Origin of the sequence: Acinetobacter sp. NIPH 2100 (assembly GCF_000369805.1) — a bacterium.
Taxonomy (GTDB): domain Bacteria; phylum Pseudomonadota; class Gammaproteobacteria; order Pseudomonadales; family Moraxellaceae; genus Acinetobacter.
Genome location: NZ_KB850224.1, coordinates 1,392,902 through 1,410,445 on the forward strand (window position 1 = coordinate 1,392,902; position 17,544 = coordinate 1,410,445).

Annotated in this window: 15 protein-coding genes; 7 read left to right on the forward strand and 8 right to left on the reverse strand. The window is 40.1% G+C overall.

Annotated elements, in window-relative coordinates; all coding sequences use genetic code 11:
- Positions 1-204: 204 nt before the first annotated feature.
- The 3 genes from F887_RS11585 to F887_RS11575 form a co-directional block, all read right to left on the reverse strand.
- Positions 205-1,065, reverse strand: a complete 861-nt coding sequence (locus tag F887_RS11585) for a DUF3426 domain-containing protein (protein WP_005292931.1) — start codon at positions 1,063-1,065, stop codon at positions 205-207.
- Between the two features lie 14 nt (positions 1,066-1,079).
- Positions 1,080-1,985, reverse strand: a complete 906-nt coding sequence (gene prmA, locus F887_RS11580) for a 50S ribosomal protein L11 methyltransferase (RefSeq protein WP_005292934.1) — start codon at positions 1,983-1,985, stop codon at positions 1,080-1,082.
- A gap of 184 nt (positions 1,986-2,169) precedes the next feature.
- Complete coding sequence (locus tag F887_RS11575) at positions 2,170-2,538, reverse strand: hypothetical protein (RefSeq protein ID WP_005292937.1); 369 nt, start codon at positions 2,536-2,538, stop codon at positions 2,170-2,172.
- A 251-nt stretch (positions 2,539-2,789) separates the two neighbouring features.
- On the opposite strand from F887_RS11575, the gene mnmG reads away from it, so the two are divergent.
- Positions 2,790-4,670: a tRNA uridine-5-carboxymethylaminomethyl(34) synthesis enzyme MnmG gene (mnmG, locus tag F887_RS11570; RefSeq protein WP_005151930.1), complete on the forward strand. Its 1,881-nt coding sequence runs from the start codon at positions 2,790-2,792 to the stop codon at positions 4,668-4,670.
- A gap of 107 nt (positions 4,671-4,777) precedes the next feature.
- Complete coding sequence (locus tag F887_RS11565; protein WP_005292940.1) at positions 4,778-5,110, forward strand: DMT family transporter; 333 nt, start codon at positions 4,778-4,780, stop codon at positions 5,108-5,110.
- A 66-nt stretch (positions 5,111-5,176) separates the two neighbouring features.
- On the opposite strand, the gene F887_RS11560 is transcribed toward F887_RS11565, so the two are convergent.
- The 3 genes from F887_RS11560 to F887_RS11550 form a co-directional block, all read right to left on the reverse strand.
- Positions 5,177-5,800, reverse strand: a complete 624-nt coding sequence (locus F887_RS11560; RefSeq protein WP_005292943.1) for a sterol desaturase family protein — start codon at positions 5,798-5,800, stop codon at positions 5,177-5,179.
- Positions 5,801-5,896: 96 nt separating this feature from the next.
- On the reverse strand, positions 5,897-6,898 hold the full coding sequence (locus F887_RS11555) for an AraC family transcriptional regulator (RefSeq protein WP_005292945.1): 1,002 nt from the start codon (positions 6,896-6,898) through the stop codon (positions 5,897-5,899).
- Between the two features lie 122 nt (positions 6,899-7,020).
- Positions 7,021-7,908: a DUF4198 domain-containing protein gene (locus F887_RS11550; protein ID WP_005292950.1), complete on the reverse strand. Its 888-nt coding sequence runs from the start codon at positions 7,906-7,908 to the stop codon at positions 7,021-7,023.
- 314 nt (positions 7,909-8,222) lie between these two features.
- Between F887_RS11550 and F887_RS11545 the strand changes: the two genes are divergently transcribed.
- The 3 genes from F887_RS11545 to F887_RS11535 are packed head-to-tail and all read left to right on the forward strand — an operon-like array spanning position 8,223 to position 11,897.
- Positions 8,223-9,794 (forward strand): DUF2271 domain-containing protein, encoded by a 1,572-nt coding sequence (locus F887_RS11545; RefSeq protein ID WP_005292952.1) that lies wholly within the window; start codon positions 8,223-8,225, stop codon positions 9,792-9,794.
- Between the two features lie 33 nt (positions 9,795-9,827).
- On the forward strand, positions 9,828-10,418 hold the full coding sequence (locus tag F887_RS11540) for a PepSY-associated TM helix domain-containing protein (protein ID WP_005292955.1): 591 nt from the start codon (positions 9,828-9,830) through the stop codon (positions 10,416-10,418).
- Between the two features lie 9 nt (positions 10,419-10,427).
- Positions 10,428-11,897, forward strand: coding sequence for a sulfite reductase subunit alpha (locus tag F887_RS11535; protein ID WP_005292957.1), 1,470 nt, complete (start codon positions 10,428-10,430; stop codon positions 11,895-11,897).
- A gap of 9 nt (positions 11,898-11,906) precedes the next feature.
- Here the strand turns inward: F887_RS11535 and F887_RS11530 are convergent, their stop codons facing one another.
- Together F887_RS11530 and F887_RS11525 are read right to left on the reverse strand one after the other, a co-directional pair.
- Complete coding sequence (locus tag F887_RS11530; RefSeq protein ID WP_005292959.1) at positions 11,907-12,128, reverse strand: DUF6500 family protein; 222 nt, start codon at positions 12,126-12,128, stop codon at positions 11,907-11,909.
- 170 nt (positions 12,129-12,298) lie between these two features.
- Positions 12,299-14,371 carry a TonB-dependent receptor plug domain-containing protein gene (locus F887_RS11525; RefSeq protein WP_005292961.1) on the reverse strand — a complete coding sequence of 691 codons (2,073 nt, stop codon included), beginning with the start codon at positions 14,369-14,371 and terminating at the stop codon, positions 12,299-12,301.
- A 286-nt stretch (positions 14,372-14,657) separates the two neighbouring features.
- On the opposite strand from F887_RS11525, the gene F887_RS11520 reads away from it, so the two are divergent.
- Together F887_RS11520 and F887_RS11515 are read left to right on the forward strand one after the other, a co-directional pair.
- Entirely contained in the window at positions 14,658-16,868 is a 2,211-nt protein-coding gene (locus F887_RS11520) for a TonB-dependent receptor (protein WP_005292963.1), read from the forward strand.
- 317 nt (positions 16,869-17,185) lie between these two features.
- Positions 17,186-17,371: a hypothetical protein gene (locus F887_RS11515; RefSeq protein WP_005151956.1), complete on the forward strand. Its 186-nt coding sequence runs from the start codon at positions 17,186-17,188 to the stop codon at positions 17,369-17,371.
- Positions 17,372-17,544: the final 173 nt, after the last annotated feature.

Below are 17,544 nucleotides of genomic sequence, written 5' to 3' on the forward strand. Positions count from 1 at the left end.
TTTGTTACAGCCTACTTTTAAAAACAAAAAAACCAACAATGCGCTTATGGGATAGAAGCACAGTTCGTTTAACGATTTTATTGTCTATAAATAACGAGGAGTAAGTAGGTCAAAGCATTCGTGGCGCGTATCATACCACTGTCAGCGAAAAAGTGAGCAATTTAACTTCACTTTTTTTTGTTTTTTTGTCACTTTTTTGAGCTTTTAGGGCTGTACAAATTCTAAACTATAGTCATTAAAGCTATTTTTGCTTTTTGGAAGGCTAAATTCGAAGCGAAAAGGGCTGTTGGTTGGAATGCGTTGAATCGTTTTTAAACTGTCGACTAAATAGTCTTGTGGTTTAAGTAATACATTAAAAACGGCTTCGTCATTTTGTTTGAGTACAACCTTAATAGAAGGGAGTGCTACGCTATTCTCATGATGATTCAAAAGTACGCCTGAAAAAACAGAGCTATCTTGTTCGCCCCGTTTAATTTTTACTTTTTCAAAGCTCAGGTATTTGTATTGTTCATTGCTGGTTTTGCATGAAAAAATGCCGCATGCATAATTAAACATCTGATTCAGTGCAGGGCTTTCATGCATCAATTTAGGGTTGAACCATAAAATTTGAAATGCAAACACTAAAATGAGGGCAATATTACCTAAACCCCACAAGGTGTAATACAGCCAGCCATGCTGTTTGTCATTGGTCTCATGATCAATTAACAGGGTATCTTCCGACAGATTTAAATTGGGTAGGGCTGTAACAGGTTCGGTATTAAAGTAATTCAGGTTATTCAGATACGTTAATAAATCAATATTTGAGTTTTCAATTTTTTGATCAAAGATGCGCAAAATCTGCATCTGTTTTTCTGCAAACGAGCTGTCAGGTTGAATTGAAGAAAAAAGTGAGCGATTGGTCGGGGTCGGGATATCTTCGCTTTCTGACTCTAATAAATTGGTGAGTGCATTAAAGTTAATCACGCATTTCGGACAACAAACCATGCCCTGTGCAACACTGAGTTGTGAAAGGGTCACTTTGTACACAGTAGAACATTTAGGGCAGCGGGTTTGTTTTTCACTCATAAGTAACAGTGTTCTCAAATTGTTGTTTTACGTTTTCCTGAAATGCGACACCAGTTTTCTTCACGCTTTTCAATCTCTAATATATCAAAAAACTGCGAGTAAACACTAGAAACATCAGCAACTTGCTCTTCGATTACACCAGCAAGTGCGAACTCACCCTCATTTTTTAATAAAGTTGAGAATTCAGGCGTAAGCGCCATTAACGGTGCCGCTAAAATATTTGCGACAAGGACGTCTGCTTGTTGTGGTTTAAATTCTTGATCAAACTCTTCAGGTAATCCTACATAAAGACGATCCAGTACACCATTCAAATCTGCGTTTTGTTTTGTAGCAAGTACGGCTTGGGGGTCGATGTCGGTTGCATAAACTTTCTTCGCACCTAAGAGAAGTGCTGCAACACCTAAAATCCCTGAACCACAGCCGTAGTCGATCACGATTTTATCTTTTACATCAGTTTTACCTAACCACTGTAAGCATAAGAAGGTACTGGCATGGTTGCCTGTACCAAATGCAAGACCAGGATCAAGTTTGATATTGGTTGCATCTGCTTCAGGTGGCTCTAACCATTCAGGAACAATCCAGTATTTCTCACCAATTTGAATTGGTTCGTAATAATCCATCCATGCACGTTCCCAGACTTGGTTTTCCAAATATTGGTGACGCATAGGCACATCTGGGAGTTGAACTTTTAAGAATGCTTCTAAAGTATCGACATCAATTGGATCATCTTCTTCTTGTTGGTAAATCCCTGTAACGATGACTTTATTCCAAAGTGGCGTTTCTCCTGGTAATGGCTCTAACAAGGCTTGATCTTCTGCATCATCCAAGGTAACACTCACCGCACCTAATGACAGGAGTAATGTTTCGGTCAGTTCAACTTGATTTTGATCAACAGTAATATGAATTTGTAGCCAGTTCACAGGAAAACCTAAATAAATGTATTTGCGAGTATTGTAATAGATTAAAACTTATTAAAGGGATTATAAAATAGACAGATTACAATTTTAAGGGCAAATATTTAAGCGAGATTGGCTTATCGCATTGTTTTTATCACAGATAAATAAAAAAGAAGGTCTACAGAGACCTTCTTTATAATGACTGCAATTAAGGCGCAGTTTGTTCTACATCGGGTGTAGCAGGAGGAGCAGGAGCTACGGGTGGCGCTTCTACAGGTTCACTCACAGGACGCGGCGCAGACTGTGTTTCTGCAAGACGACTTTGAGTCTCAGGCGCTGCATTATTTGCAGGTGTTGGTGGCTGGAACGCTAATTTACCTGCTTCATTCGGTTCACATGAACCATTGAAAACAACGCCTTTATAGGCAAAAGAAACTGGGTCACCTTGTTTTTTGCCTTTACAAACCTGCTGATACTTTTTGGTTTGCTGATCTTGGGTCGCCTTGGTATCTGCATGTGCAGCTACGCTAAAACATAGGCCACAAATAAGAGATGAAAATAAAAGCTTTGTGTTCATGTCATTTTCCTAAGTATTTGTTATGCACTTTTTAGGATAAGAAATTGAACAGATAAAACAGTGGTGTTCAAGTTAATAGTGATGAATCGCTGTGTGAAGTATAAGAGGAAAATGCAACATAAGGTTTCTTTTTGTGTATTCTGTAGCCAGAACAGTGGCTTGGAACCTATAAGAATATTGATGGTTTTTGCCAATTTAATAGAAAACTCCTGTATAATACTCTGTCATTTTTTGAATACACATTTACCACTATGCACTATCCTAAAGTTTACGACGTTATCGTAATTGGTGGCGGTCACGCTGGTACGGAAGCGGCGCTTGCTGCTGCACGTATGGGAAGACAAACATTATTGTTGACGCATAATATTGAGACTTTGGGGCAGATGAGCTGTAACCCAGCAATCGGTGGTATTGGTAAATCACATCTTGTCCGCGAGATCGATGCACTTGGCGGTGCAATGGCACTTGCGGCAGATAAAGGTGGTATTCAATTTCGTATTCTGAATTCACGTAAAGGCGCTGCTGTCCGTGCGACGCGTGCGCAAGCAGACCGTGTACGTTATAAAGCTGCAATTCGTCATACTTTAGAAAATCAAGCCAATTTGGATATTTTCCAACAAGCTGCGGATGACTTAATTGTTGAAGGCGATACTGTTAAAGGTGTTGTCACCCAAATGGGGATCCGTTTTGATACCAAAACTGTGGTCTTGACGACAGGAACATTCTTGGGCGGTGTGATCCACGTAGGTTTACAAAACTCAAGTGGTGGTCGTGCTGGTGATCCACCGTCAATTGCATTGGCACATCGTTTACGCGAGCTTGATTTACCTGTTGGTCGTTTAAAAACTGGTACGCCACCACGTATTGATGCGCGTACGGTCGATTTCTCAGTCATGACACCACAACCAGGCGACTTCCCATCTCCAGTGATGTCGTTCATGGGTGATGTTTCGATGCATCCTGAACAAGTCAATTGCTATATCACGCACACCAGCGAAAAAACCCACGAAATTATTCGTGGTGGTTTAGATCGCTCACCAATGTATACCGGTGTGATTGAAGGTGTTGGCCCACGTTATTGCCCATCGATTGAAGATAAAATTCACCGTTTTGCAGATAAAGATTCACATCAGGTATTTTTGGAGCCTGAAGGCTTAGATACGCATGAACTTTACCCAAATGGTATCTCGACTTCATTGCCATTTGATGTACAGTTCAATTTGGTTCGTTCGATTCGCGGTATGGAAAATGCGCATATCTTGCGTCCAGGCTATGCAATTGAATATGACTATTTCAATCCTCAAGCATTGAAATTCACACTTGAAACCAAAGCGATTCAAAACTTGTACTTTGCTGGTCAAATTAATGGTACGACAGGTTATGAAGAAGCGGGTGCACAAGGTTTACTTGCAGGCTTAAATGCCGCACGCCGTGCTTGGGAACAAGAAGAGTGGACACCAAAACGTGATCAAGCCTATATGGGTGTATTGGTAGACGACTTGATTACGCTTGGAACCAAAGAACCGTACCGTATGTTTACGTCGCGTGCGGAATACCGTTTGATGTTGCGTGAAGACAATGCGGATCAGCGTTTAACCACGATTGGCCGTGAACTTGGTCTTGTTGATGATGAACGTTGGGCTGCCTATAGCGAAAAAATGGAAGCGGTTGAGCGTGAAACCTCTCGATTACAGCATTTATGGGCTGCACCAAATAACCCAATGGGCAAAAAATTCGTTGAAATGACGGGTGCAGATCTCAGTAAAGAGTGTAGTGCGATCGATTTGTTGAAACGTCCGAATATTAATTTTAGCCAAATTGCTGAATTAACGGGTTCGGAAGTGTCTGAACATGTGGGTGAGCAGATTGAGATTGCGGTGAAATATGAAGGTTATATTAACCGCCAGCACGAAGATGTAGCGCAATTAAAGCGTCTTGAAGAAACCAAGATTCCTGCTGATTTTGTCTACGATGGTATTTCAGGTTTATCACGTGAAATCACTTTGAAGTTAAATACTGTTCGTCCAGAGACCTTGGCACAAGCGAGTCGTATTCCAGGTGTTACACCAGCAGCAGTGCAATTGGTCATGATTACGATCCGTAAAAACAATATGGCGAAAAAGACGGCTTAAGTTGTCACTAGATTAATTCTAAGTCATATGAAAACACCCTTTTTATAAAGGGTGTTTTTTCTTGTAGATATTCTAATAGGTCGTATTTGATGATGGGAAATGGGTAAATGAACAACTGGATTATTTTATTCATTGCGATTACTGCGGAAGTGATCGCAACATCTGCCTTAAAAAGTAGTGAGGGTTTTACCAAGCCAATTGCATCCATTGTTGTGGTTGAGGGTTATATGATTGCATTTTATTGTTTGTCTTTGACCTTGAAAACGATTCCTGTAGGCGTTGCTTATGCGATTTGGTCTGGGGTTGGGATAGTCTTGATTACCACAGTTGCTTGGTTTGTGTTTGATCAAAAACTGGATCTTTGGGGAATTATAGGCATTGTGTTGATTATGAGTGGTGTGCTGATTTTAAATTTATTGTCTAAAACCAGTTCACATTAACTTTCTCATAATAAAAAACCGAGCTGTTTTAGCTCGGTTTTATCAAAAGAATAAGCGCCTCATAATTTATAAAGCCACTTCAATTCCTTGCCTTAAATTCTGTTGATCAAATTGGGTATTGGCATCAATTTGAGCATATGCTTTAGGCAATAAACGACGTGCTATACGATTCACTCTTTTTTCCAACCACTTTGGCATGTTCATTGCCAATGGATTCGTTTCGGTAACCGATACATCGGTCATGACTCGGGTTCCCATAATATAGTCGAACCATGGACGGGTCACACACCAATTCGCATTTTGATTGCTGGTCATGTGATGATCATAGTGCCAAGGGATCCGCTTTTTGGCGTACTCTGGATCTAGGTGCGATTTGGCATGAACTTTCCAATAATTCCAAATGCCATAGTACAAGCCCGCGGTAAAGAAAGGGGCAACGGGTAGAAAAATCGTAGATGCGGCAGCCAAACCGATTAATGCTGATTTTTCATTATACATTTCAGAGTTTTTAAACATGGACTCTGCATAACCTTCGTCATGAAAGCCATTTAAACGTGCACGTTTGTGATGGGCAATATGGGTAAAGAAGGGGCTATTTCTATTTTTACTTGGGAATTCATGCAACCATACTTTGTGGAAATACCATTCCATACCATTTGCAACAAAAACACCTACTGGAAAACCGATCATGCTGGATTACCTCGTCTAACATGGATCTGATTTTAAAAAGAGATGAGCAAAATATTTTGACTGATCTGACAGTTTGGAGCTGCCTATCCAATCAATTTAAGCCTGTTTACGTTGTCGGTATGCAGTTGGTGTCTCCCCAGTCCAGCGTTTAAATGCTCTTGAAAAAGCTGAGGGTTCAGAGAAGCCTGTAAGATAAACGATCTGATCGATACTTTCCTGTGTATGGGATAGCAAACGCCGTGCAAGGCGTTCACGATAGTGGGCAATGACTTTTTCATAGGTGGTATTTAAAAGCTGTAGGTCTGCTCTTAAGCTACGGGCACTGCGTCCTAAATATTGGGCCACGATGTTCTGGTCAAAATCTCCAGACTCTAATAATCCACTAGCCAAGATCTTTTCGATTTCATTGATGAGCTGATGTTTGTTTAATAGCTCAAGCTGTGAAGCAGCATGATGTTCATGTACTTTTAAAAGTTCAGGTTCATGTGCAGGAGAAGCAGTTGTTAATTGTGTTGCATCAAAGTAAATGTAGCCATTCTCTTGACCAAGTCTAACAGGACATCCCCATATTTTCTGATATTCATTTGGGTGTGCACCTTCATGATAGGGCAAGCCAATTTCAAGCGGTATAAATGTTTCGTCACTAATGTATTTAAAAAAATTAAGCAGAATGCCAATCGCACATTCCAGATAATGCCGAACAGGATGATTTAGGCCTGAAATCATGACCGTATCTTCATTTATCATGTCTAAGTTAAATGACATGGCATCGGTGAGTAAGGCTTGATAGCGCATGGTGCGTTTTAGGCCTTCACCAAATGTTGGGCTACTCAAAAAAAGATATTCAATAACTTGCCCACGAAATGCTGGGACATTTGCACCGATATGCAAACCAATGTCGAGATCTTTACTAATTTCTACAGCGGCTTTCCAAAAACGCTGCTGAGTAGAGTTATCTCGACGCACAAATTTATCTGGTGGTTGATCTGGAAGGTGCACTCGGGCAAAGATGGCGGCAGCATCTATATCCATCATTTGCATGGTTTGATAGACCATCCACAAAAAGATGCCTGCATCACTGGTTTTTCTTGAAGTCATAAAACAGGGGAAGTACGAGTTTTAAAACAATATACGCTGTTATTTTTAAGATAGAAATGGATAGGGATTAAATCAGGTGGAGAAAGGTACTTATACGCTGATAAGTACCTTCATTAAAAGGCTTATTCAGTCACTTCAACCGTGACGCTATAAGTATAAGTTTGTGCGACAGGTTGTTTGGTGTTATCTGTATTTGCTTCTGGATAAGCGGTTGTAATCAGATAAATACCTGCTTCACTGAATTTCACCTCAACTTCACCCTTGGCATTGGTTTTTACATGCGGCTGATCACGCTTTGCATTGGGTTGATAGCTACTTGCACCTTTAAATACATCAACTTCCAAGTTTGGTACAGGTTTGCCGTCGATTAAAACTTGCGCCTTAAATGATTCGCCAGCATAGAGTTCATTTGGATGAGTTAAGAATTTGAATTCGAAGCCTTTATTGCTTACAGCTGGGACAGGACTAGGTTTGCCCTTGGTGACAAAACTTTCTGCGATATAGTGATTGATCGTCTGTGCAGTTTTTGCATTTGCAGGGATTTGGTCTTCAGCAATAAAACGAGGTGGTTGATTTGCAGGCGCTTGAGGTGCTTTTTGTGCTGCATTATTATTTTGCGGTGGCATTGGATTGGCATTTGCTGGACGCTGAGGACGAACGCGTAACCAACGACCATCAACCAAGGCATATTTGGTCGGAGTGCCCGTCGCATCTTGTGTGCGAATACGATATGTCCCTTCGGTACTTAAATTGACTTCAGCGATATTGAATTTTTTTAATTCTGCTGCTGCTTTAATTGTTTCGGTTTTACCCTCTGGTGTTGTCACTTGATAATCTGTTTTAAAGTTACGGCCTGGTACAAAGAATTTTTCTACAGTGATTGCGCTCTGGAAACTTACGCTATCCGCTTTACTATCAAATACGTCTGGCAATAAAAAAGGACTTGCTGTGTGAGCAAAACTGAATGTTGGCAGCGCTGAAAAAAGGGCAACAGTGAGCAGATGACGCATGAAGAACTCCTTAAAAGAGAAATAAACAAAAATGCAAAAGAATTGCTACAATCTACTTGATAACGAGTATCAGTTGCAATATTATTTCGATAAATTTTTAATCGTTTTTATGCCATTGTACATATAAAGATAAACACGTTATTTTTCTCCCTAATGTGTGTCTTAAGTGAATAGAATGTTTTTGATTTTATTGAAAATAAAATGATTTCACTTTCATGTTCTTTTGGCTGTAATTCATGCGTGAGACCAAGCTATTTGCTTTTGAAAAAGCTCATGTATTGGCTTAGGTAAATCTGAGAAAAGGAACCTTAACGATGTCATCAACGCAACACGTTTTTCGCCCAGTTCAAATCATATTTCGTTTATCACCGTTGATGGCCGCGCTGGCTGTATTTATGTCGCCAATTACTGTTACTCAGGCCAATGAAAGCAGTGCAAAAGATGTACCTATATTGCAAGCTCCAGTGCAGATTCCAAGTTATAGCTTTCATCAAGATCACATTTTGGGCACATCTTTGGATGTTGTTGTTACGACAGCACATCAACACGATGCAGAAAAGGCATTACAGGCGATTCAGACAGAAGTTGCACGTTTAGATAAGATTCTATCGGTTTGGCGTGATGACAGTGAAATCAGTCAGTTGAATCGTGAGCAACAAATAGCAGCATCTCCTGAACTTTATGAGGTCATTGCTGCTTGTGAACAATGGCGTAGTGCGACCTGTGGTGGTTTTGATGCACGTTTAGGTCAGTTAATTCAACTTTGGGAACGGAGCAATCAGGTGCAAAGTCTGGATGATCAAACCCAAGAAGCATTACTGCGTCAGTTAAAGACACAGAGTATTGAGCTAAACCCAAAAACCAAACAGATTAAAATTGCTTCTGCGGTTCAAGTCGCACCAGATGCCTATGCAAAAGGTTATGTGATTGACCGTGCCTTGATTGCCGCAAAACAAGCTGTGCCACATTTACAGGGGATTTTGGTTGATATTGGGGGGGATATGCGTGTTTGGGGACAATCACCTCAACAGGCAGGTTGGAAAGTCGGTATTCAAAATCCAAATGAACACTTTGATAATGCGGCACCAAACCAAATTTTAAATATCAAAGATCAAGCGGTTGCTTTTAGTGGACAAGGTTATCGTTCATTGGCTGGGCAATCGCATTTGCTTAACCCTCAAACTGGGATGCCAATTCAAACTGTAGAGCAATGTGTAGTGGTCGGGCAGTGTGCTGCAGATGCAGATGCTTTGGCAACGGCTTTAACTGCAATGTCACCGCATGAAGGCATGCAACTGATTGAACAACTGGTTGGTTTCGAAGCACAATTGGTTGCCAGTGATGGAAGCAGCTATCAAAGTTCAGGTTGGTCAACTTTGTTAGATGCCAATCAGCCTGCGATCCTTCGACATGTGGCTGCAAATGCTGCTGCAACAGCTTGGCCTAAAGGTTATCAGGCTCAAATTGAAGTGAATATTCCAAAACTTGCTGTTGATAATTACCGTGCGCCTTATGTTTCAGTTTGGGTGACGGATAGTGATAAAAAACTGGTTCGTACCCTTGCAGTTTGGGGTAAAGATGAGAAATGGCTCAACTCAAACTATGTGTGGTGGCGCCGTTATGGTCGTCAAATGCCAAACTTGGATGCAGTTGCAAAACCATCACGCCAACCAGGACAGTATCGTTTAGCTTGGGATGGTAAAGATGACGCTGGTAAAGCTGTGGATGCAGGTAAATATTTAATCCATATTGAAACCTCTCGTGAGCATGGTGACCATTCATATCAAAGCTTTGAGTTAGAGGTTGGGCCAAAAGCGGTCACAAAAACACTTCCTGCACAGGCAGAAATTGGTACGCTAAAATTAAACTTCCAACGTGGCGCTTAATAAAAAGTCCCACTTATTTTCGAGGCTTGTCTTTTGTATCAACGCCGTGATTTTTACCGCCATGCACGCTATGTGCATGGTTGGCTTTCTGCATTCGCTTTTATCGCACTGATTTTTTTTGCTGCGACAGGATTGTTACTCAATAACCCAGATTGGTTTAAATCATCCAATGATGAGCAAATAGCGAAAATTACTTTGCCACCTGCTTTTATCAGTGCAATTAAAAAACAAGAAAATCCAAGTCAGGCGATTTTGGATTTTGTTCGTGACAAGCACTCATTGATTGGTCGTTATAAAAGTAGTGAAGTGATGGATGGCGAGGTGATGATCCGTTTGGAGAGTCCGGCAGGATCAACAGATCTGTGGGTACTGATGGATCAAGGAGAAGTTGAAATTACCCAAAAACCAGCCACTACGGTTTCATTGCTCAATGATTTGCATCGCGGTAAAAATGTTGGTGCAACATGGCATTGGTTAATCGATATCAGTGCGATCATCATCATTTTATTGTCTTTGGCGGGCTATATTTTATTTCTCACGATTAAAACCCGTTTAATCACACATTTGCTTCTCACAGCAGCAAGTTTGGCAGCGATTATTTTACTCATTTGGTTTGCCATTTAAGGTGGAGTCATGACACAGGCTGTGCTGATCGTTATTGCGATTTTGGCAATATTATTGGGTCTGCATCTTTTTATTGTGGTGTACTTGCTTTGGCAGCAAAAACGTTCAACGTCATCTTCACAATTGCATCCTTCATATTTGGTCGTCTATGCGAGCCAATCTGGACATGCAGAAATCTGGGCGAGACATACCGCTGAACAACTACGCTTAGTTGATGATCAGATCGTAGTCAAAAATATTCAAGATCTCAGTATTGATGATCTCACTGAACAACAAAGAATTTTATGGGTGGTTAGTACCTATGGTGAAGGGGATGCACCGGATAGTGCACAATCTTTTATCAATAAAGCGTTTGCTCAGAACTTAGATTTATCCCATTTATCATTTGCAATATTGGCATTGGGAGATCGGCGTTATGCGAACTTCTGTCAGTTTGGACAGCGATTAGAACAATGGTTGCTTCAACAACAGGCGCAAATTTTATTTAATACGGTTTTGGTTGATCAACTGAATAGTCGTGATTTGGAACAATGGTTGAATGGTTTAGAGCAACTGACCTCGGTCAGCTTGGGTGACTTAGCAAATTCCCAACAGATGTTGCCATTAAAATTTGCCCATCGTCAGTGTTTAAATAAAGGCAGTGTCGGTGAGCCAATTTATAAAGTTCAATTGATTGGTGATGAAGAGTTGACTTGGTCATCAGGGGATATTCTGGAAATCCAATGTGAGAACAATCTGAAAGAAATTGAGGAGTTTTTGGTCTTACATCAGCGCAATCAAAATGCAGAGATTTCCGCTAAATTAAGAACGTTAAATTTAAGAGAATTACCTGTCAGACGAGATCAAACATTTGAACAATGGATAGATCAATTTGAAGCTTTAGCAAAGCGCGAGTATTCAATTGCAAGCCTACCTGAAAATGGTTTACTCGAATTGGTGGTTAGACAGCAGCAAACAGAAACTGGATTAGGTTTAGGTTCTGGTTGGCTGACTGAGGGGTTGCAACCTGATCAATGCGTACAAGCACATATTCGGCATAATCCAAATTTTCATTTGCCACATGATGCAAGACCTCTGATTTTAATTGGCAACGGGACGGGGATTGCTGGTTTATTGGCGCATTTGCGTCAACGAGAGCATTGGGGGTATAAACAAAATTGGCTGATTTTTGGTGAAAGACAACAGCAGTTTGATCATCTTTATCAGGCAGAAATTCACTACTGGCAGCAGCATGGTTATCTGGATCAGGTGGATTATGCATTTTCTCGTGATCAAGCTGAAAAAGTATATGTGCAAGACTGTCTAAGAACCCAATCCATTCGCTTGCAAGCTTGGATTCAACAAGGTGCAGCGATTTATGTATGTGGTAGCTTGAAAGGCATGGCGAGCGGCGTTGATCAAGCTTTAAAAGAGCTGTTGGGTGTTGAATGGGTTGAGCAACTCAAGCTTGAACAGCGTTATCAGCGAGATGTGTATTAAGTCTAGTCGTTAATCGGCTTGTGCCAAGATCAATGCTTTAATTTTAGTGGCTTTTTCAAAATGATCGAGTTGATGCTGCATGATCCACCAGTGTGCTGCTTCCATGAGGCGTTCAGGATCATCATTTTTATTGGCAAAGAAAGCATAAAATGAAAGTCCTACGTTATCGCCTTTTTTGGCAATTTTTTCATCGCAGACTTGTATGATCTTCGTTTTTAGTTCAGTTCTCATTTTATTCGGAGCATAGGTGGATCAATTGCTGAGATCATAACATGCTCAGTTAAAGTATTGTCATTATTCAGTTTTAGCGCATCTTACATCGCTTTGCGCATCTAAAATATCAAAGCCAACGAGTAAATCGCTGGCTTTGATTGGTTAAATGATTTGCTGCTAGAGATGGATTAAAACTTTTTCTCAAGGTTAAACTGCAATGAAGGAATACTTTCATTGGTTCTCGCCTGATATAAGCTACCATCTGTTTGGTTCGTCAGGCGTTCTTTATAGTGGGTGCTCAAGACATTGTTAAGGTTAAGACTTGCAGCCCAGCCATGTGCAAAACGTTTGGTTGCACTTAGGTCTAAACTAAAACGCTGATTGGTAGTTCGATCATAAGGCTGGCCATCGAGGGCACGGGTAAACTCCGGGGTATAACTGACATTGGCACTGGTTGAAAGTTGCCATGGTTTAAAACTATAAGATACGCCCGTACTGGCATTATAAGGTGCAACATCACTTACCAAACGTTCATTGTGCTGCCCATCTTCAATCTTGGCGCGAATCGTCGATACTTGACCGTTGAGCATAAATGAATGCCCAGCATCAGTTTGTTTTAATGCATAGCGTCCTGAGAACTCAACACCATAGGTGGTCGCTTGATCTTGGTTTTGTGGTCGCTCCACATAACGTGTACCTTCCAGTGCAATGACTTTTTCGATGTAGTCTTTAATTTCGCGATGATACGCCGTGACACTCACACCGCCACTAGCAGAGTCATAGGCAAGGGTAGATTCAGCCGCACGAATTTTTTCAGGTTTTAGATTTGGATTTCCACCACGATCTGGATTATTCAAACTTCCTGCATCGCTGTCTGTAGAAACGGTGACATTGGGAATCAGACGATCTGTATTTGGGCTTTTAAACGCTTGACTTAAGTTGGTCTGAATCGACCACTGTTCAGTAAGGTCGAAACGATATGCTAGAACAGGGCTTAAATGTTGATCTTGATAATCGACTAAGCCAGAGCGGTTAAGCCACTCCTGACGTACTCCTAAAGTCACAGTTTGACGGTCGGTAAAGCGCCAGCTCCCTTCGCCATACACAGCATAACGCTGCTCATCTAGGCTTTTGCTGACATTGCTATCGAGTTCGTTACTGCGCGTATCAAAACCGAATTTAATCTGACGGTCTTTATCTAATTTCCGTATACCATCATAGGCAAGACCATACTCATTTACAGTTTCATCGGTATAAATTGTATTTTGAGATGAGTGCGTCAGTTGTGTTTCAGTTTGACGTTCGACTGACAGGCGGATTTTATCACTCAAGTCTTTGTCTTTACGTTCATAACGGGTGTTTAATCGAATACTGTCGTTCTTGTCATCCTGAGTTTGATTCGATGAATAGCCATCCATTTTGACATTGCGATAGAACAATTCTGCAATCAATTTCTGTTGATCGTCCAAATCGTACTGCAAACGCGGTGAAAACATTTGCATGGTGCGGTTGACAGTGCGAAGTTGTTCACGTGTTCCAGTGGCTGTTTCTATTTTGGTGATCGAAGTATTGTCCATCCACATCTGATTGGCTGAAACACTGTATGACCATTGGTTTTTACGACCATCTGCTTGAATATTAATCTGTTTACGTTCAGATTGTTGCTCACCACTATCACGTAAACCATAGCCGAGTTTCACTGAGCCATTTAAACCTGTGTTTAGAGGCTCTTTTAAAATAATATTAATTACGGCTGAAGAAGCAACAGAAGCTTGTGCAACGCTAGGCTGCTTGATCACTTCGATGCGTTCAATCATTTCAGGGCTAATGGTGTCAATAACTGACATGCCGCCACGTGGGCCACCCTGTACGGGTTCACCATTCACCAAAAATGTTGGTGCGCCGCCACCGCGAAAGCGCATACCTGATGCACCGCCACCACCGCGAGGGCCTTGGCCAAAACTTGGAATTTGGAATCCAGCTGAACGTCGCAATGCATCCATGACGGATTGATCACCATACTGCAGCATTTCTTCTTGGGTAATGATGGTTTTAGGTACAGCACTAATATCATCATCTTTTGCTTTTTGGGGTTCTGCTGAGGCTTTGAATGAAAGGGTGGGTAAAACTTGAGGACTTGATTCGGATACTGCGGGTGCAGAAGTCTCGGTTGGGGGCTCGGCAGCAAACATTGACGCACTTATACTGAGTAATGCTGAGCTAAGCACACTGAGTCTTCCACAATAAACGGTATATTTCATTCTAGAACCCCAAAAAATGATCAAATTATTTTCTGTGTAGCCTAATGTACAATTGTGTAGAAAAATGGAATTTAGTGCGGATAACTCAAAGATTTTAAAATATTTTTATCGTTAAAAAGCTTTATAGGGAAAATAGCTAAGAATTCTATATGAACAATAAAACAGCTTTAAACTTTAAAAATAGTGTAAAAGTTGGTGAAAATGAGAATGATTTTTATTAAAATTGTAGTGTTTTTTTATTTTTAATATTTTTTTAATTTTTGTCTGAGTTTTTTTGAGAAATTTTATGAGTTCTGTACCTTTGAATATGCATAACAAGCCTATTTTTAAATTTAGCTTGTTAACTATGATGCTTCTGCAAGCGCAGTATGCATTTGCGAATGAAACAACTGCACCAACAGCAGTCATGCCAACCATTAAAATTGAAGCAATGAGTGAGCTTGATCCAATCAAAAGTTATATTGATTATGATCAGGCAAGTGTTACTCGTAATGGTCTAAAGAAAAAAGATATCCCGCAGACGATCGATACGATTGATGTGCAAAAATACAAAATCTATGGGGCAAATGACCTGAGTGTGATGTTGCAGGGGACACCAGGCGTATCTACGAATTATGATGCACGTGGTGATGGGATTTCACTTCGTGGTTTTAAAGCGGATGAAGGGGATATCTATCGTGATGGTGTTCGTGAAAGTGGGCAATTACGTCGTAGTACTGCGAATGTAGAGCGTATTGAGATTTTAAAAGGACCTGCTTCTGTACTCTATGGGCGTGGTGCTGGCGGTGGTGTAATCAATATGGTTACCAAATTCGCAAATTTTGATTCTAAAAGTTCTGTTGGAGTCTATGCAGGTTCATATGAAAACATCGGTGGTACTTTAGATTTTAATCAGGTTCTTACTGATAATTGGGCTATTCGTCTAACTGGTGAAAAAGCAGATACCAATAGCTTCCGTTCAGTTATTGGGTCACAAATTGAAATGATTTCTCCAAGTGTGACTTATCGTAGTGATGATGAGAAGCTGCTTTGGACAACGCAATATACGTTTGACAAATTAGAGCGTACGCCTGATCGTGGTCCTACTTATGAAAGTCTACCAAAAGGCATTTCTATTAAGAATGCCTTTGCGCGTAGTTCAGATTTTATTGAAGATGAATTACAAACAATTCGTACTGATGTTAAATACGAGTTTGCACCAGATTGGAAGTTCCATTGGGCTGCCAGTTATCGCCAAGCGTATCAAAACTTTGATAATTTTTTTGGTGGAACTTATTGTGATAATAATTTGACTTTAGCAACTAAGCCAGATAAATGTGATTGGAATGGTTATCTTCGTCAAAGCTATGCTTGGCAAGAAACCATGAATAAAACTGTAATGAATACCTTCGATATTACAGGTAAATTCAAAACGGGTTCATTTGAACATAATGTCATGGTTGGAAGTGACTGGACGCATGAGGATCGTGATCCAAAGCTGGGTAACTATTCTAGTGGTCAATATGCAGGTAAATATTACGGATATATTAACCCGTACAATCCTAATGATAATTATGCCTCTCCATTATTTAGTCAGACAATTGGTCGGACACCTATGACTTCTTATAGTCAACATAATGCAGAAAATAAAGCTATTTTTATTCAGGACTTAGTGAGTTTAACTCCAACTATTAAAATGATGCTTGGCGCACGCTACGATCAATTTGAGTTTAAAACACACAACATGGTGACGGATAAGAAACAGTCATATGATGGTGAAACGTTTAGTCCAAATATGGGTTTTGTGTGGCAACCTATAGAGAGTCAAAGTTTTTACGCTTCATATAGCAAGAGTTTTGCGCCGTATGGTGGCCGCGGAATGATCAGTATTGATCCGACTCAAAGTCCAAATGTTTATGATGCTGAACCACAATACAATGAACAGTATGAGATTGGGGTTAAAAGTGATTGGTTGAATGACCGACTAAATACGCAATTTTCTATTTATGATATTACAAAAAACAATATTCGTTATCGTCCTGATGAAATTAAGCATCCTGAACAATGGGACGTTGGTCAACAACAACGTTCAAGAGGGCTTGAGTTCAGTTTTATTGGTCGCGTAATGGATAATCTATTTGTTCGTGGTGGCTATGGCTATACAGATGCTAAGTGGACCAAAGATGTCCGAAATAACGTTCCAGAAGCATCTCGTTTAAAAGATAAACAGTTGGCGAAGATATCAGAGAATACAGGTAACTTATTTGTCCGCTATTTACCAACTGAAAAAGTTTATGGAGAGCTGGGTGCAACATATGTTGGATCTTTCTATACAACTGATGCAAACACAGCAAAAATTGAGGGTTGGACACGTTTAGATGCTGCAGTTGGCTATAAAGATGAACGTTGGGGAGCAACAGTTGCTGTAAATAATATTACAGATAAGGAATATTGGAGAGACCCGTCTATGTCTGGTACACCACGCAACTTCTTGGTGCGTTTGAACTACCAGTTCTAATCTAAATATTTAATTGTGACTTTAAGCACTTTTCCTTCGGGAAAAGTGCTTTTTATTTTTTAGATGCTGAAAATGAAGGGTTTTTTCGATTATAAAGATGTAATTTTTATCTATCTTATTGAATTATATAAAATGTCATTGCTAAAAAAACTGGAATATTCTATTATTTGATTGAGCGAAAATTAAACAAAAAACTTATTAAAATAACGATATAATTGTGATGTGGTTATCATTTGTGATTTTAATATGCGTTTTTGTTCTCATTTTCAGTCTTTTTTGTTAGCATTAAAGAAAACTTTATAATAGAGATAATAATAATGAAGATTAAAATTGCGATCGTCTTGGCTTTCTCTATATTTATTTTGGGTTATGTAGCTTATGTCGATGCCCAAGCAAAGAAACGTCAAGAGTTGATGAAGATTGTTCAAGATGCTGAAAATAGCCTGAACACGATACAGCACAATCCGCATACACATTTATCGTCCTATCAGCGGAGTAACTAGTTTCTAGGGCTGTAATGCATGCATTATTGCGCCAATCATCCGAGATTGAGCATCAAATGCGCTTTTTTTGTATTGTGGTACTCAAGTTTTGAATAGAATCTGTTAAAATATTTACCATTAAATAAAAAGCTGCATGTAGATATGCGGCTTTTTACGTTTTGATATCGGAATCG

Bases quoted from the DNA above. Each gene is read 5' to 3' on its own strand.
- F887_RS11585 (WP_005292931.1), bottom strand. From the start codon at position 1,065: ATGAGTGAAAAACAAACCCGCTGCCCTAAATGTTCTACTGTGTACAAA.
- F887_RS11515 (WP_005151956.1), top strand. From the start codon at position 17,186: ATGAAGATTAAAATTGCGATCGTCTTGGCTTTCTCTATATTTATTTTG.
- F887_RS11530 (WP_005292959.1), bottom strand. From the start codon at position 12,128: ATGAGAACTGAACTAAAAACGAAGATCATACAAGTCTGCGATGAAAAA.
- F887_RS11550 (WP_005292950.1), bottom strand. From the start codon at position 7,908: ATGCGTCATCTGCTCACTGTTGCCCTTTTTTCAGCGCTGCCAACATTC.
- mnmG (WP_005151930.1), top strand. From the start codon at position 2,790: ATGCACTATCCTAAAGTTTACGACGTTATCGTAATTGGTGGCGGTCAC.
- F887_RS11575 (WP_005292937.1), bottom strand. From the start codon at position 2,538: ATGAACACAAAGCTTTTATTTTCATCTCTTATTTGTGGCCTATGTTTT.
- F887_RS11555 (WP_005292945.1), bottom strand. From the start codon at position 6,898: ATGACTTCAAGAAAAACCAGTGATGCAGGCATCTTTTTGTGGATGGTC.
- F887_RS11525 (WP_005292961.1), bottom strand. From the start codon at position 14,371: ATGAAATATACCGTTTATTGTGGAAGACTCAGTGTGCTTAGCTCAGCA.
- F887_RS11545 (WP_005292952.1), top strand. From the start codon at position 8,223: ATGTCATCAACGCAACACGTTTTTCGCCCAGTTCAAATCATATTTCGT.
- F887_RS11520 (WP_005292963.1), top strand. From the start codon at position 14,658: ATGAGTTCTGTACCTTTGAATATGCATAACAAGCCTATTTTTAAATTT.
- F887_RS11560 (WP_005292943.1), bottom strand. From the start codon at position 5,800: ATGATCGGTTTTCCAGTAGGTGTTTTTGTTGCAAATGGTATGGAATGG.
- F887_RS11535 (WP_005292957.1), top strand. From the start codon at position 10,428: ATGACACAGGCTGTGCTGATCGTTATTGCGATTTTGGCAATATTATTG.
- F887_RS11565 (WP_005292940.1), top strand. From the start codon at position 4,778: ATGAACAACTGGATTATTTTATTCATTGCGATTACTGCGGAAGTGATC.